The organism is Thioclava sp. F28-4 (genome assembly GCF_002020045.1).
Taxonomy (GTDB): domain Bacteria; phylum Pseudomonadota; class Alphaproteobacteria; order Rhodobacterales; family Rhodobacteraceae; genus Thioclava; species Thioclava sediminum.
In genome coordinates this window covers 13,974-36,787 of the sequence record NZ_MPZQ01000016.1, presented here as the reverse complement: position 1 = coordinate 36,787, position 22,814 = coordinate 13,974, and the positions used below count along the sequence as shown (strand labels likewise).

General features: G+C 59.0%; 19 protein-coding genes and 3 pseudogenes. 14 read left to right on the top strand and 8 right to left on the bottom strand.

Features of this window, described 5'->3' with window-relative positions:
• The 3 genes and pseudogenes from BMI87_RS22690 to BMI87_RS19835 all read left to right on the top strand — a co-directional run.
• Positions 1 to 204, top strand: a pseudogene (locus BMI87_RS22690) (hypothetical protein); the annotation flags it as partial.
• 62 nt (positions 205 to 266) lie between these two features.
• Positions 267 to 2,483 (top strand): polysaccharide biosynthesis tyrosine autokinase, encoded by a 2,217-nt coding sequence (locus BMI87_RS19840; RefSeq protein ID WP_078523241.1) that lies wholly within the window; start codon positions 267 to 269, stop codon positions 2,481 to 2,483.
• Positions 2,484 to 2,951: 468 nt separating this feature from the next.
• Complete coding sequence (locus BMI87_RS19835) at positions 2,952 to 4,049, top strand: glycosyltransferase (RefSeq protein WP_246832751.1); 1,098 nt, start codon at positions 2,952 to 2,954, stop codon at positions 4,047 to 4,049.
• Between the two features lie 933 nt (positions 4,050 to 4,982).
• On the opposite strand, the gene BMI87_RS22320 is transcribed toward BMI87_RS19835, so the two are convergent.
• The gene (locus BMI87_RS22320; protein WP_146681698.1) at positions 4,983 to 5,267 is read right to left on the bottom strand and encodes a hypothetical protein; all 285 of its coding nucleotides are present in this window, start codon (positions 5,265 to 5,267) and stop codon (positions 4,983 to 4,985) included.
• A gap of 738 nt (positions 5,268 to 6,005) precedes the next feature.
• Here BMI87_RS22320 and BMI87_RS19830 point away from each other — a divergent pair.
• Together BMI87_RS19830 and BMI87_RS19825 are read left to right on the top strand one after the other, a co-directional pair.
• Entirely contained in the window at positions 6,006 to 8,120 is a 2,115-nt protein-coding gene (locus BMI87_RS19830) for a YjbH domain-containing protein (RefSeq protein WP_078523239.1), read from the top strand.
• Complete coding sequence (locus BMI87_RS19825; protein ID WP_078523238.1) at positions 8,117 to 8,764, top strand: YjbF family lipoprotein; 648 nt, start codon at positions 8,117 to 8,119, stop codon at positions 8,762 to 8,764. The genes BMI87_RS19830 and BMI87_RS19825 overlap by 4 nt, the downstream gene beginning before the upstream one ends.
• Before the next feature lie 212 nt (positions 8,765 to 8,976).
• On the opposite strand, the gene BMI87_RS19820 is transcribed toward BMI87_RS19825, so the two are convergent.
• Positions 8,977 to 9,759, bottom strand: coding sequence for a YdcF family protein (locus tag BMI87_RS19820; protein ID WP_168175247.1), 783 nt, complete (start codon positions 9,757 to 9,759; stop codon positions 8,977 to 8,979).
• Between the two features lie 230 nt (positions 9,760 to 9,989).
• Between BMI87_RS19820 and BMI87_RS19815 the strand changes: the two genes are divergently transcribed.
• Genes BMI87_RS19815 through BMI87_RS19800 form a run of 4 tightly spaced genes read left to right on the top strand, consistent with a single transcriptional unit; the run spans position 9,990 to position 12,432 of the window.
• Positions 9,990 to 11,081, top strand: coding sequence for a glycosyltransferase (locus BMI87_RS19815; RefSeq protein ID WP_078523236.1), 1,092 nt, complete (start codon positions 9,990 to 9,992; stop codon positions 11,079 to 11,081).
• Positions 11,082 to 11,837 carry a hypothetical protein gene (locus BMI87_RS22610; protein ID WP_168175246.1) on the top strand — a complete coding sequence of 252 codons (756 nt, stop codon included), beginning with the start codon at positions 11,082 to 11,084 and terminating at the stop codon, positions 11,835 to 11,837.
• A gap of 18 nt (positions 11,838 to 11,855) precedes the next feature.
• Entirely contained in the window at positions 11,856 to 12,110 is a 255-nt protein-coding gene (locus BMI87_RS19805; RefSeq protein WP_078523234.1) for an addiction module antitoxin, read from the top strand.
• A 4-nt stretch (positions 12,111 to 12,114) separates the two neighbouring features.
• On the top strand, positions 12,115 to 12,432 hold the full coding sequence (locus BMI87_RS19800; protein ID WP_078523233.1) for a type II toxin-antitoxin system RelE/ParE family toxin: 318 nt from the start codon (positions 12,115 to 12,117) through the stop codon (positions 12,430 to 12,432).
• Positions 12,433 to 12,513: 81 nt separating this feature from the next.
• Here BMI87_RS19800 and BMI87_RS22605 read toward each other — a convergent pair whose 3' ends face one another.
• The gene (locus tag BMI87_RS22605; protein ID WP_168175245.1) at positions 12,514 to 12,675 is read right to left on the bottom strand and encodes a hypothetical protein; all 162 of its coding nucleotides are present in this window, start codon (positions 12,673 to 12,675) and stop codon (positions 12,514 to 12,516) included.
• 614 nt (positions 12,676 to 13,289) lie between these two features.
• On the opposite strand from BMI87_RS22605, the gene BMI87_RS19795 reads away from it, so the two are divergent.
• Both BMI87_RS19795 and BMI87_RS19790 read left to right on the top strand, forming a co-directional pair.
• Positions 13,290 to 13,613: a hypothetical protein gene (locus tag BMI87_RS19795; RefSeq protein ID WP_078523232.1), complete on the top strand. Its 324-nt coding sequence runs from the start codon at positions 13,290 to 13,292 to the stop codon at positions 13,611 to 13,613.
• Positions 13,610 to 16,213 (top strand): DUF927 domain-containing protein, encoded by a 2,604-nt coding sequence (locus BMI87_RS19790; protein ID WP_078523231.1) that lies wholly within the window; start codon positions 13,610 to 13,612, stop codon positions 16,211 to 16,213. The genes BMI87_RS19795 and BMI87_RS19790 overlap by 4 nt, the downstream gene beginning before the upstream one ends.
• A 192-nt stretch (positions 16,214 to 16,405) precedes the next feature.
• Here BMI87_RS19790 and BMI87_RS22315 read toward each other — a convergent pair whose 3' ends face one another.
• The 3 genes from BMI87_RS22315 to BMI87_RS19775 form a co-directional block, all read right to left on the bottom strand.
• The gene (locus BMI87_RS22315) at positions 16,406 to 16,945 is read right to left on the bottom strand and encodes a hypothetical protein (RefSeq protein ID WP_146681697.1); all 540 of its coding nucleotides are present in this window, start codon (positions 16,943 to 16,945) and stop codon (positions 16,406 to 16,408) included.
• 747 nt (positions 16,946 to 17,692) lie between these two features.
• Positions 17,693 to 18,628 (bottom strand): GIY-YIG nuclease family protein, encoded by a 936-nt coding sequence (locus BMI87_RS19780; protein WP_146681696.1) that lies wholly within the window; start codon positions 18,626 to 18,628, stop codon positions 17,693 to 17,695.
• 143 nt (positions 18,629 to 18,771) lie between these two features.
• Positions 18,772 to 19,260 (bottom strand): hypothetical protein, encoded by a 489-nt coding sequence (locus tag BMI87_RS19775; protein WP_078523228.1) that lies wholly within the window; start codon positions 19,258 to 19,260, stop codon positions 18,772 to 18,774.
• 120 nt (positions 19,261 to 19,380) lie between these two features.
• On the opposite strand from BMI87_RS19775, the gene BMI87_RS19770 reads away from it, so the two are divergent.
• Positions 19,381 to 19,563, top strand: coding sequence for a ribbon-helix-helix protein, CopG family (locus BMI87_RS19770; protein ID WP_078523227.1), 183 nt, complete (start codon positions 19,381 to 19,383; stop codon positions 19,561 to 19,563).
• A 92-nt stretch (positions 19,564 to 19,655) separates the two neighbouring features.
• Here the strand turns inward: BMI87_RS19770 and BMI87_RS19765 are convergent, their stop codons facing one another.
• The gene (locus BMI87_RS19765) at positions 19,656 to 20,396 is read right to left on the bottom strand and encodes a hypothetical protein (RefSeq protein ID WP_078523226.1); all 741 of its coding nucleotides are present in this window, start codon (positions 20,394 to 20,396) and stop codon (positions 19,656 to 19,658) included.
• 113 nt (positions 20,397 to 20,509) lie between these two features.
• On the opposite strand from BMI87_RS19765, the gene BMI87_RS22850 reads away from it, so the two are divergent.
• Positions 20,510 to 21,391, top strand: coding sequence for a hypothetical protein (locus BMI87_RS22850; RefSeq protein WP_246832752.1), 882 nt, complete (start codon positions 20,510 to 20,512; stop codon positions 21,389 to 21,391).
• Between the two features lie 101 nt (positions 21,392 to 21,492).
• On the opposite strand, the pseudogene BMI87_RS22845 reads toward BMI87_RS22850, so the two are convergent.
• Positions 21,493 to 21,786, bottom strand: a pseudogene (locus BMI87_RS22845) (YdcF family protein); the annotation flags it as partial.
• A gap of 315 nt (positions 21,787 to 22,101) precedes the next feature.
• On the opposite strand from BMI87_RS22845, the pseudogene BMI87_RS19755 reads away from it, so the two are divergent.
• Positions 22,102 to 22,773 (top strand): annotated as a pseudogene (locus BMI87_RS19755) (GSU2403 family nucleotidyltransferase fold protein); the annotation flags it as partial.
• Between the last annotated feature and the right edge of the window lie 41 nt (positions 22,774 to 22,814).

Sequence of the window (22,814 nt, the reverse complement as noted above, 5' to 3'; positions counted from 1 at the left end):
CCTCGTGATGGAGGCGGGCCACAAGCGCGAGATCTCGCGCCGGGCGCCGCAACTGGGCGGGCGGGTGATGCTGTTCGTCAATGGATGGGGGGCAAAGGGATCGCCGACCCCTACCGGGAACCGATCGACGCCCATCGCAAGGCCTTCACCGAAATTTCCGCCGCGAGCGAGGCTTGGGTCTCGCGTCTCGCGCCGAAACGGTGAGCGGCGTGGAGAGTATTGCTTCCATGGGTTTGGACAAGCATTTGAGAGTTTGAGCAGGACAGATGACGCCGATTTCCAAAATAACCCAGCGATATGTCACGCAGCCCGACGTCGAGGATGACGAGATCGACCTCATGGCGCTGGCCGGCGCGCTTCTGGCGGGCTGGAAATGGATCGCGCTGGCCTTCGTCGTCGCCGTCGTTCTCGGTGCCTTCATCGCGCTGCGCAAACCGGTGATCTATCAGGCCACCGGGCTCTTGCAGCTCGAGCAGTCGCAAAATGGGCTGTCCGCACTCCCAGAATCGATGCAGACACTTCTCGGCAGCGATGGGGGCGGCAAGTCGCAGGCCGAGACCCAGATGGCGATCATGTCCTCGCGGCTCGTTCTGGGCGAGGCGGCCAACAAGCTGAATCTGCAGAACTTCGTGATCCCGCGGCGCTTGCCGGTGATCGGCCTGCTGCCCGCGAACCTGCATTTGCCCGATCCGGGCCTGTTCGACCAATACCAGTGGAGAAACGAGACGGTCCAGCTTGGGCGCCTGAAAGTGCCCGCCCAATGGCAGGGTGTTCCGATGACGCTGACGGTGACCGGAGCGGGCAGCTATCGCCTCGCGCTGCCCGACGGCACCGAGGTGACCGGAACGGTCGGTCACGACATCTCTGCGCGCGACGGAGATTTTGCGATCGCCTTGTCCCAGATGGATGCGCCGGTGGGACGCGAGTTCTATGTCGGGCGCCGCTCGCTCAGCGCGACAATTCAGGGGATGCGCGGCAAGTTCTCGGTTTCTGAGAGCCCGCGCGGCTCGAACATTCTGCATACCGCGTATCAAGACACGGATCGCCAGCGGGCCGAAGAAATCCTGAACGCGATTGCGGCGTCTTTCGTCGACCAGAATATCGAGCGCAATTCGGCCTCCGCCGAGAACAGCCTCGACTTCATCCAGAAGCAATTGCCCGAGGCGCGCAAGAACGTGTCCGAGGCGGAACAGGCGCTCAACGAATATAGGCAAAAGCAGCAATCGGTTGACGTGAATTATGAGACCCAGGCCCTGCTTGAACGTGTCACGAAGATCGAGGGAGAGCTCTCCGCGCTCGATCTGAAAGAGGCCGAGCTGAAGAACCAATACACGGTCAACCACCCCGCCTATCAGGCGCTGCTGCAGAACCGCAAAGAGCTGCAAGCGCAGCTGGAACAGGCGAAGAAGGCGACCCAAGGTCTGCCGGAGACGCAGAAGGACATCTTCAACCTGCAGCGTAATCTCGAAGTGGCGCAGCAGGTCTACACGCAGCTGCTGAACCGCTCGCAGGAATTGCAGGTCGTGCGCGCCTCTACGGTCGGCTCGGTGCGCGTGATCGACAAGGCCTATGCGAGCGCGAATCCCGTCGCGCCGCGTAAATCGCGGATCGTGGCCCTCGCGGCGATCCTCGGCCTGATCATCGGGGCCGCCATCGTGCTGATCCGTCGCGCGCTGCGCCGGGGGATCAAGGGCGCCGAAGAGATCGAGGCGCTCGGCCTCCCGGTCTTCGCAACCGTGCCCTTCGCACAGGAAGCCGCGGATCTGCGCAACCGCAAGGGGGACCTGCCAATCTTCGCGCTCGAGCATCCCGATGCGGTCGCGACCGAGGCGCTGCGCTCGCTGCGCACCTCGCTGCATTTCGGCTTGCTCGACGCCAGGACCAACTCGATTCAGCTCACTTCGGCTGCGCCGAATGTCGGCAAGAGTTTTACCGCGATAAACTTGGCAGTCGTGGCGGCGCAGGCGGGCCAGAAGGTCTGCGTAATTGATGCCGACATGCGCAAAGGCTACCTGCGCCGGTTCCTGCATTTGCCCAAGGACACACCGGGCCTGTCGGATTACCTTGGCCATGAAAAATCGCTTGAGGATGTGATCGCGTCCGGACCGATCAAGGGGATGTCGGTCATCACTTCGGGCCGCTACCCCCCGAATCCGTCGGAGCTGTTGATGCGGGCTGAGTTCGGGGCCATGCTGCGCCAGCTCGACAGCGAATTCGATCTGATCATCGTCGACGCGCCGCCCGCGCTGGCCGTGACCGATCCGGTGGTGATCGGGCGCTCCGTGGGCGCGAGCATCATCGTTGCGCGCCATCTCGAGACGATGCAAGGCGCGGTGCGTGCCGTGCAGGCGAGCTTCGAGGCGGCAGGCACGTCGATCACAGGCGCGGTTCTCAACGGCTTCAAGGCTGAGGCGACTGCGCGCTATGGCGGCCATTACCAATATTATTATAACTACCGCTACAGCTACAAATCCGGCGATTGAGCGTATCTTTGAACGTTCTGAACGGCCTCCAACCAGTGGACGGGCTTGGGAAGTGTAGGGTCCGGACTTCGGTAAAGGTTTTCCTTTCGTCAAAATGTTCTTCGCTCGTCGCGCAATGAACCCGCTGACTAGGAGCTCTCGGGCATTCCATTCTCATCTTGCTTCAGGATGAAGGTTTGTCTCCCGCGTCGGTGAGCATTGATGCTCTAAAGCACTTCTGCTCCTCTTCCTGTCCGGAGTAGTCGATAACTCCAACCTCGAACGGTCCAGATATCTGAGTGCAGAGGCCCCCGAAGCTCGATCCATCTCCCCGGTTTTCTCATAACGAATGGGCCGTTCAGGCATTCAGGGTTGTCTGGATGACTTACGTAAGGTAACGTTGTTGCGTTATATGTAGCGATTTTTCGAGTGTGCGCTCACTTACGTCAGGGCTCATGCAAGGTAATGAGTTGGCTCGGTGGGTTTGACGTGAAAGTGTTTTTCTATCTAGATCAAGCATTTTTTCCGTCGCTCATTTTCGCGGGACTGATCGTTGTTTCTCAGGAATTTCATGGGAAGCTGAGCCATGATGGCAGCGATGGTGTCCAGAAGATTCATGACGCGCCGACGCCGCGAATTGGTGGTATCGCAGTATTTCTAGGTGCATGCATCGGCGGAGCTTTCCTGCCTATTGAGGCACGTTCCCTCTGGTGGACTATCAGCCTGTGCGCGCTGCCAGCCTTTCTGTCCGGGATCGCCGAGGACATCACGAAGAAGGTTCACGCGACTTGGCGCCTTGTTGCAACTGTATTTGCGGGGCTGATCTTTTGCGTCGTGTCGGGCTATCATATTGAGCGTTCTGACATTCCAGGTCTCGACTTCTTGCTCGCGTATCCCGGTTTCGCCATCGCGCTAAGCGCCTTGGCGATCGGCGGTATCGCCAATTCCCTGAACATCATCGACGGGGTGAACGGGCTGGCCTCAGGCACCGCGATCATTGTTCTAAGCTGTTTTGCGATCCTTGCGGCGCGATCGGACGATGTTGTGCTTCTTGCGATATGCCTTCTGATGATCGGCGCGATTGCGGGTTTCTTCGTGCTGAACTTCCCTGCCGGGAAGCTCTTTTTCGGTGATGCTGGCGCTTACACGACAGGCTTCATGCTCGCGGTGATCGGGGTCGTCCTGCCGGTGCGCAATCCGGAATATTCGCCGCTAATCGCGGTCCTGGCCTTATCCTATCCGTGGATCGAGACGCTGGTATCGATCCGTCGGCGCGCGAAGCGCGAAGGGATGCACCCTGGAGAAGCTGATCGGCTGCACCTGCATAGCCTTGTCTATCGTAGCCGAGCCAAGCGTCTCGCGGAGTCCATCGGCAGACCCCGGCTGCGTAATCCGGTTACAAGTGTAATTCTTTGGCCTATCACGCTTATCGCCTGCGCTATCACTGTTATTGCGCCAGATAGTCCGTTGGTGCTTGGCTGCGGCGTAGGGGTTGTCTTCCTGACCTATCTTCTGATGTATCGCCGCGTGGCACTGCTTAGCCGCTTCCGACGCGCTCTGCAGAGGGGCGGCAGTCAACGCTCGTAATGCAGACTTTGCTGAGGACTTTGGCGATCTTCCTTTCTGGCCTCAAGGCTGGAAGGTTACGGGAGGAAGTTTTAACACCACATCCGTGGTTAGCATAAGCTACGACGCACCGCGCAGGGTGCTCCCGCCCGGGGTGATAGAGGTGGTGAACGAGATCTGGGCCGCTAAACGGTGTCCGGAGCTCTTTTCCCTGATCGCGAAGCTGCAATCGATCGACAATTATGCAATAAGCAATCGTATTGGGCGATTCGTGAATAACTCGAAAGCTGCGAACGCTCAGACCAAGCCCATACACGCAAAGATTGTGCGAGCTGTTCAATCTTTATTAAATACAACCCTAGGTGGTTGGTTTGTCCTCATGGCTAGTGAAAGTAGTGATTTTTTAAGATATATTGATAATATTCGCTATCAACAGGCGGCCGTGATCTGTATCCACGCCGAGGCCCTTTCGAGGCGACGAAAAAATTTATGGCCATGGCCGTCGGCGTTTAGACGATGTGCTAAATTACCTTAATCTTTTGTTTAAGGGGTGTTAATGAGTGATTTGAAAGAAAGTAAAGGCTTAGCACTTCGATTTTTCAGATGTGAATCTTGTTGGCACCGGATACGTTTTGGAGCCAACAGGTGTGGCGCTTGTGGTCGGAGCGCGCCACTTTTGAACCGCGCAAGCTTTTGGGTTTTTTTGCTTATGTTCGTGTTCTTTGCCGGGGTCATGCTGATTATTCGATGAGCCGCTCTTATTCACGCAAGCAGTCGCGCGTAGCTTTTGGGGCGAGTAAGCCCGTGGAAGGTTCTTCGGCCATCGGTTAGATGACTGGAATCCATGTTCCAACGTCCCGAGCTAGCGCTGCGTCCGTGTGCGAAGGACGTTTCCAAGACTGTCTTTGATTTTCGCGCGCATGTCTGGAGCTCGCTGTCACTGGGCCGTCTTCCTCATGAAGGCTTGCGCGACGCTACGCGTAATGCTGCAACGCGATATGCCTTCTCTCGGTCCAATTCCTCTTCGTCATACATGAAGCAGATCCAAGTCCCGTTCTCTTCGTCAACGCCGACTGAGAGGCCCTTATCGTAGCCGAATGCCCTCAGGGCGGCTTCCCACGCCATCACACCTCGTGTGAAACAAAGGGAAGGTCCTTCGCAATCGCCGTCGACGAAAACACCCTCGCTTTCAAGCAAGGAGGCGGCCAGGGATACGTTCTTTCTTGCAATTATGGTCATCTATCGGTCTCAAATAAAAATTCGTATATATTTTGCGACCCTGTCAGTTCGACCCTCTATTGGCTACGGCTACGATAGGTAAGCCTAGCGCGCCGATCCTGCGTTCGTCAAATAGGAGGCTGGCATGTGCCCGCAGCGGGCCCTGAAAATGACCCGATTTTATTGTCAATGACCTGCCTTTCGTTTTGCCAGACCGACGCGGCCTTCTTTTTCCGGCGGGCAGATCGGCGCGATTGTGATGTCATCGTTCCTACGGGTGTCGCCGGGCGGAGGGACCTGTAGGGCAGATTGCTCTGCCTACGTTTTTTGGACCGCCGGACGTCGGTGTTTCCGGCCTTTGTTACGACGGCGGGCTGGTTGCGCCATCGGGAAAGTGCAGTGCGCTCGGGACGTTGTATCTGATGGCACTGTGGGGTCGATCACTGTTGATCTGATCCCCAGACCTCTACCGCCCGTAGGCAGAGTTTCCGGGATCAGATCACTTGTTCTTTTCAATGATCGTCATTGCACGCGCGAGCGTTTCCGACCCGGTGCCTATCTGGGCGAAGACGACATCATCCGCTACGAAGACGTCTACATGCGCATGGCGGGCGAATAGCGGCCAAGTCGGCGGTGTGCCGCCACCACTCCGTGCAAATCTGCGACAGCTCCTTAAGAAAGCATGAATTCGCGTTTCGGAGGAGTGCGACTCTCTGCTAGGTCTCCAATTGATTGTGACCGAGCCGGATTTCTACACATATGTTGGTGCGCCCCTACCGCTCCCGTTTTCTCTTCCTCGCGATGACGAGCAGCGCACTCGCGGGGGTCGGGTTTGGCCCCGCCTGCGCGCAATCGGCCGACCGCGCCTGGGGCTATAACAGCTACGGCATCCCCGGCCTGATCGACATGCCCGTAGCTGGCAGCCGCGAGGATGCCGAGCTGGGCTTCAACGTCTTCACCTTCGCAGGACAGACCCGAGTCTCGGCTGCGTTCCAGATCACGCCGCGCCTGTCGGCAGGCTTCCGATATTCGACGATCAAGAACTACTTGGGCGGCGGCACACTCTACGACCGCAGCTTCTCGATCCAGTATCGTTTCCTCGACGAGGGCCGGATCCGGCCCGCGATGGCCTTCGGCGTCAACGACATGACCGGCACCGGTGTCTACTCCGGCGAATATGTCGTGGCGACCAAGTCGGTCACGCCAACATTGCGCGCGACGGCGGGGATCGGCTGGGGGCGGCTTGGGTCGAATGGCGGGTTCGACAATCCGCTGGGCGTGCTGGGAGATCACTTCAAGACGCGTGGCGAACGCACCGGGGCGCAGGGCGGCACTTTCCAGCCGCAGCAATGGTTTACCGGGGATGCGGCGCTGTTTGCGGGCGTCGAATGGCAGGCGACGGACCGGTTGCGGCTGATGGCGGAATATTCCTCCGACGCCTATACGCGCGAGGACGGCCCGACCTTCGATCGCAAATCCCCGATCAACATAGCGGCGCAATACAAGCTCAGCGACAACGCCTCGATCACGGCGGGCTATCTCTACGGCACCGATCTGAGCGTGCAGTTGAGCTATGCGCTGAACCCCAAGCACAACGCGCATCCGAGCGGGCTCAACGACGCGCCGCCGCCGGTCGTGCCGCGCGCGGGCGTCGAGGCGGCGGAAAGCTGGACGAATGATCCGGCCTATCTCGCAGCGAAGCTTCGTCCTGCCCTGGCGCAGCAATGCCTCGTGCTAGAAGGCGCGAAGCTCAGCGGTTCCACCCTCGCGATCCAGATCCGCAACGATCGCTACAACGCGCCGCCCGAGGCGATTGGGCGCACCGCCCGCGTGCTGAGTGCGCAAGCCCCGGCGAGCGTCGACCGCTTCGCGATCACCCTGTCGGAAAATTCGCAGCCCGTCTCGACCACGACGATCCGCCGCGACGATCTCGAGGCCTATGAATTCCACCCCGTTGGTGGCGAGCTGATGCGCGCCCATGCGCAGATCGATGGCGCGCCCGCACAGCTTCCGGTCGCACCGGGCACCTATCCGCGGTTCTCGTGGAATGTCGGGCCGTATCTGCGCCCGGGCCTGTTCGATCCCGACGATCCGATGCGCGCCGATCTGGGTGTCAGCGTCAATGCGCAATACGAGATCGCACCGGGCCTGCTGCTGTCGGGCCGCGTGAACCAGAAGGTGATCGGCAACCTTGATCAGGCGAACCGGCCCTCGGACTCGGTGCTGCCGCATGTGCGCTCGGATGCATGGCTCTATTACAAGAATTCCGGGCCCACGGTGCCCGAGCTGACGGGGGCCTATTTCTTCCGTCCCGGCCGCGACCTCTTCGGGCGTGTGACCGCGGGCTATCTGGAGCCGATGTTCGCGGGCGTCTCGACCGAGCTGCTCTGGGCGCCCGAGCACAGCCGCCTCGCGCTCGGGGCCGAGCTGAACCGGGTGCGCCAGCGCGGCTATGACCAGCGTTTCGATCTGCGCGATTACGAGGTCACGACGGGCCATCTGTCGGCCTATTACCAGTTCACCGACCAGTTCTATACGCAGCTCGATGTGGGCAGGTATTTGGCGGGCGACTGGGGTGCGACGCTGAGCTTCTCGCGCGTCTTCGACAATGGCTGGAAAGTCGGGGTCTATGCGACGAAGACCGATGTGTCTTCGGAAGATTTCGGCGAGGGCTCCTTCGACAAGGGCTTCATGATCACGATCCCGCTGCATTGGGCGACCGGGCAGCCGACGAAGCAGCGCTATTCGACGGTGATCCAGCCGATCGTGCGCGATGGCGGGGCGCGGCTGGGGGTGTCGAACCGGCTTTACGGGATGGTGCGCGAGGATCAGCCCGCCTCCTTCGACGGCAATTGGGAGCGGTTCTGGCGATGAGATCACTTGTTTTCGGTGCGGCGCTGCTGGCGCTGGGGGGCTGTGCGCAGCTCGAAAATCTCGGCGACACGATGACGCTCTCGGGCGGTGGGGCCGCGGGGCAGGGTGCGACCACGCCGACTGCCAAGGCTCCGGGCGAGGGCGTCGGCGTGAAAGTCGTGACGCAGACCGCGCCTGCGCGCGGGCTCGAAGTGGTCATCCCGTCGCGTGACGCGAATGCGACCCTGTCTCTGGCTGGGCGTAACGGCACGGTCGAGACCTGGCGCTCGGGGGACGACATCACGGTGTCGGTCGATCGGGGCGTGGTCGTTGCAACCAGAGGTTTAGGCGATGATCTGATGGCTGCGGATGCAGGGCCGACTCTCGCCGCGCTTCGCGGGACGAAGATCGGCGCCTATCGCAGGACCTACCGCTTCCTCACGGCGGACAACCACTCGGATTATGTCCTGCTTGGCTGCGAAATGACGACAGCCGGAAACGAAACCCTCGCGGGGCAGAATTTGCTGCGTCACGAGGAAAAATGCCGCAATCCGAAAATGGCCGTCACCAATATTTATTGGACCAATAAAAAGGGACGGATCCAAGCCGGGCGGCAATGGGTTTCTCCCACTGTCGGGCAGATCGCAATCGGTGTGCTCAACTAAGTTTCGACCTCATAACCAGAACAGAACTGTCGCGGCGACGGCAACAGCAGACCAGAATATCTTCGGTTTCCTAACTGAGATGATTACGTGGCAAAAGCGGGTTGCGAAATCCTTGGATCCTGGAAGGACGGTCTTACGCCTAAGGCGCGTTCTGAAGGAGCAAGACCGCGACGCTCAAGCGGCCTTTTCTCAAAGATGTTCGAGCACGGAGGCTATCTCCCGCTCGCCGCATAAGCCCAGATCCCAACCCATTCCTTGATCGCAAGATCCAGCGTGTCGAGATGGCCTGCGAGATCCCAGCCAGTATCTTCGAGAAAACCATCTGCGCGATAATCGACAGGGTAGGGGACTACCGCCTCCCATCCGGCGCGCTCAAAGCTCGCCATCGCACGTCTCATGTGGAAGGCGCTCGTGACGAGCAGCCAGGTCTCCCCCGGTGTGGGCTGGGCGAGGTTGTAGCTGAAACGGGCATTCTCGGTGGTGTTGCGCGAGCGGCTCTCGAGAAGAAGCCGCGCTTGCGGGAAACCTGTCTCGCGAAAGGCGGCGGCCATGACTTCGGCGCCGGGCATGCTTTCTCGTGCCAGATGGCGCAGGGCGCCGCTGCCTGCAGAGAGCAGGATCCTGGCATCCGGAAAGCGATGCGCCAGGGCGAGCCCTGCGGTGACGCGCTCAGCGGCGGCGTTGAGTTGGACTTGATGGTGGCGGGCGGTGCCGACCCCGTCTTCGGCGCCGCCCAGGATGATGATCCCGTCGACATGAGAAATTCGTGGGTTCGCCGGATAGGTTCGCTCCAGGGGCGCGATGAGGAGATCGCCGAGGGGAAAGATGCCCAGAGCGAGGAGGGCTACCAACGCAGAGATCAGCAGCCCGCGCGCCGCGCGTATGCGCCCCCTCAAGAGCGCGATCAGCGCGCCTGCGAGCAAAAGCGTTTCCCAGGTTTCTGCGCGCAGCAAGAAGGCTGCGAGCTTGGAGGCGATGAAGACAAGCGTGTCCATGGGGATCTTGTCGGTGCTTCTGCGCTGATCCGCAATCGCCATTGTTGCCTGGATCAAATGCGCGACATGACGCATTGAAGAAATATTTCGCCGGCCTTGGCGGATTGGCCGTTTTGACTTGGACGCAGGCCCCGAAAAGAGTAGGTGTCGTTACGTTAAACGGTGGAATTTTCCGATCGCAAGTTGTTCGCACGACGCGTCGTGACGCAGAAATCGAAGGATTTGATCAGGTGCATATTTATTTGGATACTGCCTTTGCCTCCTCCTTCCTTCTCGCAGGCCTCATCGTCGTCTCTCAGAAATTTCACGGCACGCTGACACATGACGGCAGCGATGGCGTGCAGAAGATCCATGACGCTCCAACGCCGCGGATTGGAGGGCTCGCGGTGTTGTTGGGAGCCTGTCTCGCTGCGATCATGCTGCCCGCTGAGGCGCGCAGACTTTGGTGGATGATTTGTCTCTGTGCGCTGCCCGCGTTTCTCTCCGGCGTGATCGAGGACGTCACCAAGAAAGTCTCCGCGAAATGGCGTCTGGTGGCCACGGTTCTCGCCGGGCTGATCTTCTGTTTGGTGTCTGGCTATCATATCGAGCGGGCGGATATCCCGGGGCTAGATTTCCTGCTTGGCTATCCGGCCTTTGGCATAGCGTTGAGCGTTCTGGCCATTGGCGGCATCGCCAATTCGCTGAACATCATCGATGGCGTCAACGGCCTTGCCTCGGGCTCCGCAATCATTGTTCTCAGCTGTTTTGCGATCCTTGCGGCGCGATCGGATGATGTAGCGCTTCTTGCGATTTGCCTTCTGATGATCGGCGCAATCGCAGGTTTCTTCGTGCTGAACTTCCCTGCTGGAAAGCTCTTTTTCGGTGATGCCGGGGCCTACACGACGGGGTTCGTGCTCGCGGTGATCGGGATCATGCTGCCCGCGCGCAATCCGGAATACTCGCCGCTGATCGCGGTTCTGGCCTTGTCCTATCCCTGGATCGAGACGCTTGTGTCGATCCGTCGGCGCGCCAAACGCGACGGGACAAACCCCGGAGAAGCGGATCGTCTTCATTTGCACAGCCTTGTCTATCGCAGCCGTGCCAAGCGCATCGCGGAGGCGATCGGCATGCCTCGGATGCGCAATCCGCTTACAAGTATTCTTCTCTGGCCGCTTTCGTTGATCGCCTGCACGATCGCGGTCATCGCGCCCGGCGATCCAGTGGTGCTTGGCTGCGGGGTCGGCGTGGTCTTTCTGGTCTACCTGCTGATCTATCGCCGGGTCGCGCTCTTGAGCCGCCTGCGTCGCGCGCTCATCGGACAGTTCGCTCAGCGCGCCTGATTGTCGGACGAATGCCCGCTTCTCGCGCAGACCATGTCGTGCGTCGGCTGGCTTAGGCAGATCCAGCTGGTCCGCGCCGGATGCTCCTCGCATTTCTTCTTAGAGGGACTTTCCGGCCCGAAACCCGACCCAACGAAATGGGCGTCAGGAGCGAGCCTGACGCGCCCGGATGCCAGGGGTAAGCAGGGGGCGCAAATCCTCGAAAGTTTCGCCGTCGCGAAACCGCCTGAAGGCAAGCGCCAATCGCTTCACATGTTTGGCCTCCTCGACATCGAAAAGCTCGGCGCAGTGATCGGCGGTCCGAGCGGCGAGCATTTGGGGGAATGGCCACCTGGCCGAAGGCGCGCGGCAAAACGTGACTGCCAGCGTGCGTTCGGCGGCGAAGAAGCGCCCGCGATGATCGAACTCTCCCGGAGGGTTGGTGCGCCGCTCTTTACGGTCGAGATATTCAAACGCCGCCGCGATTTCGGCACTGGTATAGGCGAGACTTGTTGCGAAGATCGCGAAGTCGTTGCGCGGGCCCGAGGTGGGGAGAATGTCGAGCATGGCGTTGTCCTTTGCTTTCTGAGTGATCTCAGTTTAGCCGAGGCGGGTGAAAATTTGGGCTTGAAAAAGCTCAAAAATCCCGCGGTTTGGTCGAATTATGTGGACAACTCGGGCAGTCACCTCGGAAAGCCTCGTAATCAACGCGAACAACAGGGTCGCACACCCCACCCTTGTTTTGTCGTCGATTTTGGTTATTTTGAATACGGGTAATGTGAGAGGTGCTGAGCCATGTCCCGAACGACTACGTTGACCGTCCGCCTCGGTGGGGCGCTGAGTGACTTTGTCTCGGCGAATGTGGGTGATGACGGGTCCTATGAGAATGTCAGCGAATACATCCGCGACTTGATCCGGCGCGACAAGGAGAGGGCGGAGCAGGAGGCCTTCAGCCTCCTGAAAGCCGAGTTGACCCATGCCTTCGCAGCCCCAGAAGACACGTATCAACCGCTGAGCGCAGCCGAGGTAATCGCACGGAACCGGAGCTGATCCGGTGGCCGAAATCCGTATTCAGGACGGGGCGTCCCACCGCCTCGATGTCATCTACCGCTACACCCGTGACAGGTGGGGAGAGGATCAGGCCGCGAACTACATCACCGGCCTGTTCGCAGCCTTCGACAAGATCGCGGCACATGGTGTCGCGTCGAAACCGATCCCAGCCGAGTTCGGTGTTGATGGGTTCTTCTTTCGATACGAGCATCATTTCGTCTACTGGCGATATCTCTCGAACGGGGACATCGGGATCGTGACGATCCTGCATGAGCGCATGCATCAGTCTGACCGTTTCCGGGATGATTTTGGCTCTGCCTGATCGGTCTCCGCCCCCCTGAGGACTGAACCGCGAACGAAGCAACGCTTCGACGATGCAGCGCCTTAGCGACACCGGAGGCTCTCAGCTTCTCTGCCGCTCGACGAACTGTCCGAGCTTGGACAAGTTCTTGCTCGCAATCGTCATCATGCCACCGACCTTGTTGCCGCAGATCGCGCGCCAGTCCTCGCCCATCTTTTCGCGGATCCGGGCGAGGTTACGATTGCTTACACCGCCCAGGCGCATCTTGTAGAGCACTTCGGGGATGGGGGCTGAGCGGCTGGTCGCTTGGGCGAAATGGCGCAGGATGAAGTGGCGATCCGGAAGCGCGTTTCGAACCCGCCGAACCGCTGATAGGCGGCGCGTCGGAGTTAGAAGGTCGAGTGCGCTGGCATCCAGCCGCGCTTGAGAGGGCTTTTTGAGAAGGCTGTTCCCACTGTTCCCACCAAAAACGAGATATATATCGTCGAGAAGTTGGGCGGCATAACGCGCTCCGGCTCGTAATTATTTCATCTTCAACATATTCTTTTTCGCACCCAAACCTGGCTTTTTTCCTCGCTGCCGACGAAAACACCGCGAATTACGAGTAGTTTTTTAGGCTTATTGAGTGGGAACAGTGGGAACGGACCGATAATTGCGGCAGTTGTCCACATTTTTCTGTGGCTTTGTAAGAATCAGGCGTTGAGATTTTCAGGCCACTGTCAAACAATAATAACACGTCGAGCCTGAACGACAGATCAGAGACGGGGCGAGCCAGCAAGCAACAACCCCGTCTCCCTCAGTTCTGTTTGATTCTTGTCTCATACAGAAACCGTGCGGACAATATTTTTTTCCGCATTCTGACAAGAAAGGATGTCACCATGGCATCTAAACCTTCGTTCCATCGGACTCAGTCCGATATTTTCGCAACGGTGAATGCGATCTTGCTCCCGCGCCTCCCAGAGCTCTGCGCGACTTGGCTTCCATCCGGGCGTGTAGAGCGTGGTGAGTATGTCGCGTTCAATCCGAACCGCATCGATAATCAGCTCGGTTCGTTCCGGATCAACCTTCGCACGGGGCGCTGGGCCGATTTCAGCAAAGGACCTAGCGGGGGCGATGCGATCAGCCTGTATGCGTTCATCCGCGGGCTTCGTCAGATCGATGCAGCGCGTGAACTCGCAAAGCAATTCGGGGTGCTGGCATGAACGAAATGAACTCGTATAAAGCCGCGGAAATCGTCAGGGACTTGGCGCCGGGCTCGACACAGATCAAGCCCTTCGAGAGCCGCGTTCACCTGCCCGATCTCACGAGGCTTCGCGATTTTGAGAATTGCTGGCCGTATAAAAGCGCGAATGGCGATGTCTGCTGCCTGATTGCGCGCTTTGACCGCAGGAATGCGGATGGAACGGTGAAGAAACGGATTGTTCCCTATACGCTTTGGCAACAGCCGGACGGGCAAATCGTTTGGACGTGTAAGCAGATGGAAGGCCCGCGCCCGCTTTTTGATCTGCCTGCTCTTTTGGAGCGGCCTGATGCCGTTGTTCTGCTCTCCGAAGGCGAGAAGTGCGCAAGCCAGGCGAGCTTCGCTTTTCCCAAAGCTGTGAGCTCGACATGGGTTGGGGGCTGCAACGCCCTCAAAAAAACTGATTTCTCCCCTCTTCATGGGCGCGATGTCATTTTGTTTCCCGACAATGACGCGCCGGGCCGAGAGGCGATGCAAAAGATCCGAGAAATCCTACGTGACGTTGGAGCGAAACGTGTCCGCCAGGTCGACATTGCGGGGTTGGCTTTGCACGTCCTCGGGAGCGCTCCAGAAAAATGCGATATCGCCGATCTCATCGATGCCGGACTCGACAGTGCGCGGTTCGCGGAGCTTCTGCAAGCACATCCCGAGTTGCTGGTGGATTGCGCGGAGTTCGCGGAGGAGAAGTCCTCGACAACTGAATCGACGTCGGTCTCGGAGCCGGAAGCGCCCGGGGAGGAGAACGACCCTCTCGAGGAACTGATGCAACATTACGGGCGCATCCCGGAATTGCCCGCAGGGTTCGTTCTCAACAGCCGGGGGCTGTTCAAAGTGAGCGCCGATCGGAAGAAGGAAACGATCCTTGCCTTCTGCGGGTCGCCGCTGGCGGTGATGGGGCGGACCCGGAATAAACGAGGAGGTAGCTGGGGGCATCTCGTCGCATTCCGGGCGCCCGACGGAGCTTGGGATCACACCGTGATTCCAGCTCGCGAACTGGCTGGCGATGGCAAGCAACTACGCGCAATGCTTGCGGATCGCGGCGTGGTGACGCCGCAAGATCGAGCTGGTCGCCAAGGGCTGGGCGAATTTGTTTCGCGGAGCCTCATGCAGGCGGGAAATGCGATTTCAGTGACGGACCATCCGGGCTGGGTCGACGATTGCTTTGTCCTGCCTGGCCGCGTTTTTGCCCCCATCGACCGTGACGCTGAGGTCGTACTTGAGTTGGAGGGGAGACCTCACCTTTTCAACGAGAATGGCGAATTCGAGAATTGGAAGCAGCTTGCGGAAGTGGCCGAAGGCAATTCGCGGGCAGTTTTTGCACTGAGTGCGGCTTTCGCTGGGCCGCTCATGACGCCGTTGGGAGAAGAGGGGGGTGGGTTCCACTTCTTCGGACCTTCCTCAAGCGGAAAGTCGACATTGCTGCAACTGGCCGGGTCGGTCTGGGGCGGCGGCGGACGCGACGGATTTTGCCGTAGTTGGCGAATGACGGATAACGGCGGCGAGGGTCTAGCCGCCGATCACAACGACACGCTGCTGGTGCTCGATGAGCTCGGGCAGGCTGATGCTGAGCGTGTCGAGGAAATCTTCTACATGCTTGCGAACGGTCGCGGGAAATCGCGTGCGACCAAGACGGGAAGTCTCCAGCAAGCTGCAGCCTGGCGGCTTATGGCTCTCTCCTCTGGGGAGGTTAGCGCGGCGTCTCAGGTCCAGGGCAGTCGACGAGGGGCCCGCAAAAGGGTTCCGGCCGGGGTCGCGATCCGAATGATCGACATTCCGATCCAACTTGATTCCGAGGACCGTCGTAGTTTCGAGACACCCGCGGATGCCACCGATGAGCGCACTTTCGTAGAGAGCTTGTCCGACATGGCGCAAAAGCACTACGGGCACGCAGGACCGAAATTTCTTCAGCATCTCGTCTCACACCGCGAGATAATGCTGCAGCAAGTGGAAGGCCTGCGATCTCAATGTCTTGCGGAACTGATCCCGGATGAGGATGATGCACAGGTCGTCCGTGTCGCGCGTCGCTTTGCGCTCGTTGCGGCGGCGGGCGAGATTGCGCGACAATGCGACGTTTTGCCTTGGTCGGAGGGCGCCGCGATCACAGCCGCAAAGGCCTGTTTCGAAGCCTGGAGATCGATTTACGGGCGAGGTGGCTCACTCGATGATCAGGATGCGATCAGCACTCTGAAGCGGTTCTTCGAACTGCACGGCGTTTCGCGGTTCGAGCCACTTGTTACAAACAGCGGTGCGGGCAATCCTGAAGCAGCTCTTCTTGGACGAGATCGACAGATGGTCCGCGATCGGTGTGGCTATCGTGCGACCATTACCGTCTGTTCTGAAGATGGTGAAGAGCAGGTGGTGGAAGTGTTCTATGTAACCCCTGAAGCATGGCGCACTGAAATCTGCGGCCTCGATCGCGACCCTCGCGCGGTGGCGAATGTCGCAAAAGCCTGCGGTGCGCTGGTTTGCGATGTTGATGGTCGTCTCAAGAAAAAGGTGCGTCTCCCCGACTATCCTGATGGAATACGGGTCTATGCGATCCGACCGGACCTTTTGCCCTGAACGTGGGTCTCAAAGTCTTCTCGGGACAATAACACGATCGCCGAGCGAGGAGCCTGCTTGCCTGAAACTACAGGCGAACTCGCTGGCAAGGGTTGAAAAGAGATGGGGACCGCTCGCTTGGCGAGCGGTCCCTTTTCACTTTGGCCCATTCGGGGAGTTGCCGTTCGGTTCGAAGTAAAAGAGCCGCAAGGTTTAAAGCAAAGATTTGAACCGCGTGTCCTTCACCAGCTTCTGAATCGCATCAGACAGCGCGCGATTGAAAGCGGTGGCGGTGTTGTTGCACGCCGAGACTGCGGAGAAGCTGGTGCTGAACCCGGTTGTCGATTGGATCGCATAGCCAGAGCTTTTTCTCGAGTAGGCCTGCAAGCCGATGGTCCAGCTGCCGTTGAACGAATCCGGTTTGAGCTCGGTCACGATGATGTTGATCGGCGTCGCGTTAACCCGGAACATCCCGCCGGCAAGCAATTCGCCTTGAATGGCTTGTTTGATGGTGTTCGCGAGATCGTCGCCGCCACCCAGATCGAGCGGCCCTGCCAAGCGGCACGTCGGCCGGGCTTCAATGCCCTCCGCCAAACGAACGTCGCCCACGGATGCGCGCGCACCGGTCGAGGCGAGCTGTTGAATGGCGATCGTGTTTTGCGGAGTCGTTTGGTATTGCTGTGCCGTGTAGGTGTCGCATGCTGCCAAAGAAATTGTGGCACATGCCATAAGTGCAAAAGCTTTAATTTTCATTCAGTCCTCATTAATCCCAAGGTGCGGATGTATTAAGACTTAACTGATCATGCGGTCAAAGTAAGAGGCTGAATTGCTCATGCAGTTTCCTGTGGCTTTCGGGTGTCGGTATTTCGTGTGCAGAAGAGAGCGCTTTCTATCGGGAGCGGGGGAGGGTTTTCCCGCTTTGAAAAACGCCTCACTGTTTTCTATACGTGCCAGATATTTTTCGAAGACAGCCTTTGGGATCCTGTATCTCCAGCCCGTATTCTCTCAGTCATCCGTCCTTTGCTTGCTATCCCAAAGGCGAAGGGTTTCGATCTGGGTCGACATGATGCGATATATCAGTAAGAACGGTGTCCGAGGAATCGCGAGCTCTCGCATGAGGCGTCCAGTTTCGGCTGGATAACCTGTCTATGCCTTTCGGGTGATAATCTTGATTTCGGCTCTGCCGAGGGCCGAGACGCGGTTTATGATTGCGATGCGAAACTGAATTTCGGCGGTCTGGCAGACGGGGCCTTGAGATATTATCCGCTCACCGAGGATTTTCAGGCGATTGTGTCCGGGCAAGAGCGCGCAGGGTAGGGGTGGCCTTGGGTGAATTGGTCAGAGGTGGTGCGAGTGACGTGTGGCCCGTGGCAGGGTCTATTCGACATGAAGGAGAAGCGCGGTCCCGCGAGTCGCGGGACCGTTTGGGCGATGTGACGAAGGGAAGGTTCCTGGGGCAGGTCGCGTGCGGCGAATGCCCGGAACGAGCCCTCGGATCGGCTAGGTGCTTGTGCGCCCTTCGACCTCGGCCAGCTCGGCGAAGATGGCATTGCGCAGCTCGGGCCGGTAGATTTCCGATTTCACCTTGAGGTGCCTGCGATAAACCGCATGCGGCACCACGCCATCCGGGAAACGCTCGATCAGGCGTTTGTGGACCTTCTTTTCCGCTCGCAGCGCAGCGCGCCCGGTGGGGAAATGGATTTCGGCGAGGATCCGATATGGCAGCACCTTCCGCACGAAGAGCTGATACTCGAAGCGCGAGTAGGTGTTCCCGGAGAAGCCGAGTTTGAGGACGGTTCTTTTGCCAAGATTGATTTCCGCGAAATAGATGGAACTCGGTTCATTCGACCAGCCCTTGCCGCAGCTCGGACACTGAAAACGCTGGGTCTTCATATTGCCGATCGAGACACGGCACGACTCGCCGCAGCCTTCCGCATGTCGGTAGAGACGATAGTCATTGTCTCCATTGGGGTCGGGGCCAACCAGCTCCCAACCGTAAGCCTGCGCCTCGCGTTTGTAGCGCTCCAAAGTGCAGCGCTCGCAGATGATTTCACCACCTTCGGTCGCAACCTTCTTGGTTCGACCGAATTGCAGTCGCTTCGTATGACCACAGGACACGATGAAGTGTCCGTAGTGCCGGTCCGCATCATCGCGCTTCACAAACGTGAGTCCGTTTGCCTCCGCGTCGGCGATCCAGCGAGCTTCCTTGCAGTTCGGGCATTGCGGTTGGAAGCCTGTCAGAACGCTGTGACGGCAGACGAACGTGCCCTGGCATTCTTTGCATTCAAGCGCGAGGTTGTCCTTGTTCTTCACACGCGCGAGCACGTGATAGCCCTTTTCTGCCGCGGCGGCGTGCCACTGCGGCTGGATCGGACCGGGCCAAATCGGGTGAGTTTCGCCGCGGATGGTCATCGTAGTATTTGAAGTTTGGGTCATCAGAGGGCCCTCCGTGAAGATGTGCTGTGTAAACGGGCGCGACAGACCGCACCCGAGCGGGTCACAATTGAGTTTCAGGTAGGCGTGCTCGGACGCGGGCCCCGAAGGGGCTCGGTGTCACTTCCACGCGGTATATGGGAAGATCAGGCTTCGGCCTGCTCGAATGCGTCGAACGAAAAGACGTCGAGCAACTGATCGAAGAGGATCAGGGTGCGCTTGAGCAAGGCGTTGATCCGCCGGTCCGCGTCGCAGGTCTCGAGAACCAGCAGCTCATGGCCGCGGTTGCGGATCAGCTTGCGAAATTGCGCGCGCTGCGCGCCGTCTTCGTCGAGAAGCGCGATCCGAAGAGCGTAGACGATGAGTTTGATCGGTTTCTCGGCGGGAAGGCTGGGTGTCTCTGCGAGGATCTCGTTTTGCAGCTCCAGCATTCTCTCCTTAGCTTCATCAGACGCCCTCTGCCAGCTGGCAAAGGCCGGGTCCCAGCTCTGCACGGCCGAAAGGTAGCTCTCATAATCGAGAAAATCGGCGAAGGCTTCGAGAAATTGTGGGAACAGCGTCAGGATCGATACTGCGGGATCGTCATTCGCGCCTTCATTCCGAATGTGGCGCATGATATTCGCGATGATAGCCATGGTTGTCTCCTATCCGAGATGGCTGTGGTCAGGGCGGGGCAGGAGCGGCAACTCTTGCCTTCGCCCGCGTATCATGCAATCGTGTAATCACAAAGTCAATCCTGTTTGTGAGGTCCTTACATGTCAGAGAAGAAAAAGATGGGTCGACCGCCCGCAGGCACAGAGCCGGTGATGGTGCGTATGACCCACGAGACGGTGGAAGCGATTGATGCGTATCGGCGCACCGCGGAGGACCTGCCGACACGGCCGGAAGTTATACGTCGCGCAGTAGAGGCTTATCTGGAAGAGCACGGCCAGAAGTGAGTTCACTCCGATTCGGGCGTTGAGGCGGGTGTCGGGATACGCGGCACCTACGCGCTTGTTGTGAGGCGCAGGTGCCGAGATTCCCTCGGCGCTTAGCTTTGATCGATTGCTTCGAACATTTGCTTAAGAGCCTTCTGGAAAAGGGCAGATCTCAAGCTGTATCCTGGTTCAATGAGCGGACGCGATGAGAAACATTCGAAAGTCCGCAACGTGAGTTCGGATTTGTCGGCAGAAGGCGATGCATCCAGCTTTGCCATCGGTTTTTCGCAATAGTCGAAGTGGGCGCGCACCGAATGATCGCTCAGGATAGCGACCTTGGATACCTCCCAAAGTTCCGAGGAGTCGGGGTCTCCTTTGAGGACGCACTCCTCAGGGCGGCCGGAAACCTCGGAAAGAACTTTTCGAAGCGAAGTGATGTCGCCCTCGTTCGAATGCCAAAAACGATCAGCGACGAGATAGGCGGCAACAGTTTCATCCGCCCCGAATTTCGAGACTTCTTCGATGTCACTTTCGTCGAAGCCGAATTCATACCCTTCCTGAAGCTGCCAAGTAATGTAGCTGGCGGGAAGGTATGCCAGTGCAGTGCCCATTGCGCCGAGGATTTGCTCGTGAGGTTCTTGGATCCCCCTCAAGATCAGGCGCCACTGGATTTCTGACAGAATTGGAAATCCCGCGCGCACCATCGCAGTGAAATTCCCGAGGAGATCAAAAAGACGGTCGCGATCAACTTTGGCGTGCTCGCTCGTAGTATCATTCGAGAGGTTCAGTGCCGACGCAATTTCGGACGGGATGTCGATGTCGGTTTTTTGGGTGGCGAGGGCGGAAGTGGTCATGAAGCACCTTTCTGGCTATGAGTTCATCAAATCTATTACAAAGTATGTAGAAGGTTTGATAGCAGATGTCAAGCTGCCTTGCTCGTCTTGCGGAAGGCTCGACCTGAAGCTAGTTGTTTAAAGGCATCCGCGATCTGGAGGGTTCAGCTTTCTTCTTTTTCTTTTCGCCTTGGGAAACCGCTGGATACGATGATCCGATGTTTCGCGCGTTCTGCGAGGCATGTGCTGACGCACGACGGCAGCATCCGAACATCACCGTGGCAACCTGCTATACTTTCCTATCGATCGTTGCGGGTATGACCGCGGACGGGATCACCAACGAAGAAATCGTTGATCTGACCGGACTGGAATACAATCAGGTTGCGCCTCAAGTCGAAGCGCTTTCATCCGGGAGGTGGAAGAAAGAGGGGTTGGGGTTTCTCGAACGAAGAGATGTCGAGAATTGTCGCTCGCGCAAAATCTTCGTCACTAAAGCGGGCGAAGAATTCGCTCGGATATTCGCGCGCCCCGCAGGTGCCGATGCGCCGCATGGTGATATGGTCAAGCACCTACTGAGGAGTCCATTGCCGGCGCTCAGAGCTGTGCGATCACGCTTTCCCACGCTCAGGTTGGGGACCCTGACTGTCTTTTTGTTCCTAGGTGCCCGTCAACGCGAGTTCGGCTTCAATGGGACGCCAGCACATGCGCTGGCGGATGAACTGGGAATTCCGAACTTCCCTCGACACATCGCGGTGCTGGGAGAGGGGCCAAAAGGCGGAAAAGGACTGGGCCTCATTGAGTTGAGGGTCAGCCGCGAAGATAGGCGCGTTAAGTTACCGGAAGTTACGGAGAAAGGGCACCGTTTCTTGACGGAGATTGCATCTGCCGTTGTGGGCAGGGAGATCGAGCTTCCGAGAAAAGTTGAACCGCAGAAGCTAGAAGATCTGGATAGCCCTGATGATATATCTGGGTTGGATGACGAAGACTTCATCTGGTTGCCGCCCGATGAAGACTGAATGACGCCGGTAAGAGAAATTGTGTCCTTCAGCGCGAGATCCAGCGTGTCGAGATGGCCCGCGAGATCCCAGCCGATGTCATCGAGAAACCCATCTTCGCGATAATCGACAGGGTAGGGGACTACCTCCTCCCATCCGGCCCGCTCAAAGCTCGCCATCGCGCGTCTCATGTGGAAGGCGCTCGTGACGAGCAGCCAGGTCTCATCTGGTTTGGGTCGTGCCAGATCGCGCAGGGCGCCGCTGCCCGCGGCCGCTGACAGCTTGACGCGGGGCCAGGGGAACCATGCTTTCCTACACAAAGTAATATAATGTGTAGGAAGATTTGGTGGAGCATCTCCCGGTCCCGATCCAGACTGCCTTTCATGAGCTGATGCAGAGGTTCCGGGCCCGGCCACCTCTCTCCGTCCCTAGGTCCATCATGCGGATCGAGAAGTCCGGTCGGGGCTATTGGGTGTCGAGGCGCCGCATCGGGGACCGGGTCGTGGAGAAAACGATTGGCCCTGAAACGCCGGAGGTCCTAGCGACGTTCGCGGCCGCGCGCGCCGAGCGGGAGGTCTACGACGGTTGGCGAAAGAAGAACGCGACCCTGGTGTCGATGCTGAGGGGCGCCGGACTCCTCTCGCTCGACGTTAACACCGGGAAGGTCCTCTCCTCCTTGTCTCGGGTCGGATTCTTCGAGATCGGCGGGATACCCGGGGGGGACGAACGCGTTCCGCCTCTACCCCGCCCTTCTTGGGGTCGCCGCCCCCGCGCGGGAGATGGTCTTCACCGGTTACGTAGACATGCTCGCGCCCTCGCATATCCGCCTCGCCGGTCCGAGAGAGCCGCTTACGAGCCGCCTTCGGAGCGCCGGACTCGAGTTCGAGACGCGGTTTCCGATGGATCCGGCCGACCCCCCGAAGCACGTCGTTCACGACAACATCGAGATCGAGATCCTCGGGCCGGTCGCTCGCGGCGGCGAGAGAAGCTACTTCCATGAGGGCATTCAGGAGCCGGTCGCAGCGCTGAGATTTCTGGAGTTCTCCCTGCGGGACCCGGTGAGGGTCGTGGCCCTCTACCGGGAAGGGGTGGAAGTGACGGTCCCTGCCCCGGAACGGTTTGCCCTGCACAAGCTGATCGTGGCACAGCTCGGGACGGGGAGCTTCAAGAGCAAGCGGAACAAGGACCTCCGACAGGCCTCTTGGCTTCTGAAGGTCCTGGCGGAGGCCCGGCCAAATGAGACGATGAACGCCTTGCGCGACATCCGCGGCCGGGGCCTGACCTGGCGAAAACACCTCTCGGCGTCCCTGAGAGAGGCGCCGGACGCCGCGAAGGCCCTGAGGCGGATCGAGGCCGAGACGGACGACCATGACGAGGAGAGGTATGACCCCTCAACAGGATGAACCTCCCCCACCAATTCCGTAGGTTGGAAGAGGCTTGTGGT

Bases quoted from the DNA above. Each gene is read 5' to 3' on its own strand.
- BMI87_RS19840 (WP_078523241.1), top strand. From the start codon at position 267: ATGACGCCGATTTCCAAAATAACCCAGCGATATGTCACGCAGCCCGAC.
- BMI87_RS22320 (WP_146681698.1), bottom strand. From the start codon at position 5,267: ATGACCATAATTGCAAGAAAGAACGTATCCCTGGCCGCCTCCTTGCTT.
- BMI87_RS19830 (WP_078523239.1), top strand. From the start codon at position 6,006: ATGTTGGTGCGCCCCTACCGCTCCCGTTTTCTCTTCCTCGCGATGACG.
- BMI87_RS19825 (WP_078523238.1), top strand. From the start codon at position 8,117: ATGAGATCACTTGTTTTCGGTGCGGCGCTGCTGGCGCTGGGGGGCTGT.
- BMI87_RS19820 (WP_168175247.1), bottom strand. From the start codon at position 9,759: ATGGACACGCTTGTCTTCATCGCCTCCAAGCTCGCAGCCTTCTTGCTG.
- BMI87_RS19805 (WP_078523234.1), top strand. From the start codon at position 11,856: ATGTCCCGAACGACTACGTTGACCGTCCGCCTCGGTGGGGCGCTGAGT.
- BMI87_RS22605 (WP_168175245.1), bottom strand. From the start codon at position 12,675: ATGCGCCTGGGCGGTGTAAGCAATCGTAACCTCGCCCGGATCCGCGAA.
- BMI87_RS19795 (WP_078523232.1), top strand. From the start codon at position 13,290: ATGGCATCTAAACCTTCGTTCCATCGGACTCAGTCCGATATTTTCGCA.
- BMI87_RS19790 (WP_078523231.1), top strand. From the start codon at position 13,610: ATGAACGAAATGAACTCGTATAAAGCCGCGGAAATCGTCAGGGACTTG.
- BMI87_RS22315 (WP_146681697.1), bottom strand. From the start codon at position 16,945: ATGAAAATTAAAGCTTTTGCACTTATGGCATGTGCCACAATTTCTTTG.
- BMI87_RS19780 (WP_146681696.1), bottom strand. From the start codon at position 18,628: ATGACCCAAACTTCAAATACTACGATGACCATCCGCGGCGAAACTCAC.
- BMI87_RS19775 (WP_078523228.1), bottom strand. From the start codon at position 19,260: ATGGCTATCATCGCGAATATCATGCGCCACATTCGGAATGAAGGCGCG.
- BMI87_RS19770 (WP_078523227.1), top strand. From the start codon at position 19,381: ATGTCAGAGAAGAAAAAGATGGGTCGACCGCCCGCAGGCACAGAGCCG.
- BMI87_RS19765 (WP_078523226.1), bottom strand. From the start codon at position 20,396: ATGACCACTTCCGCCCTCGCCACCCAAAAAACCGACATCGACATCCCG.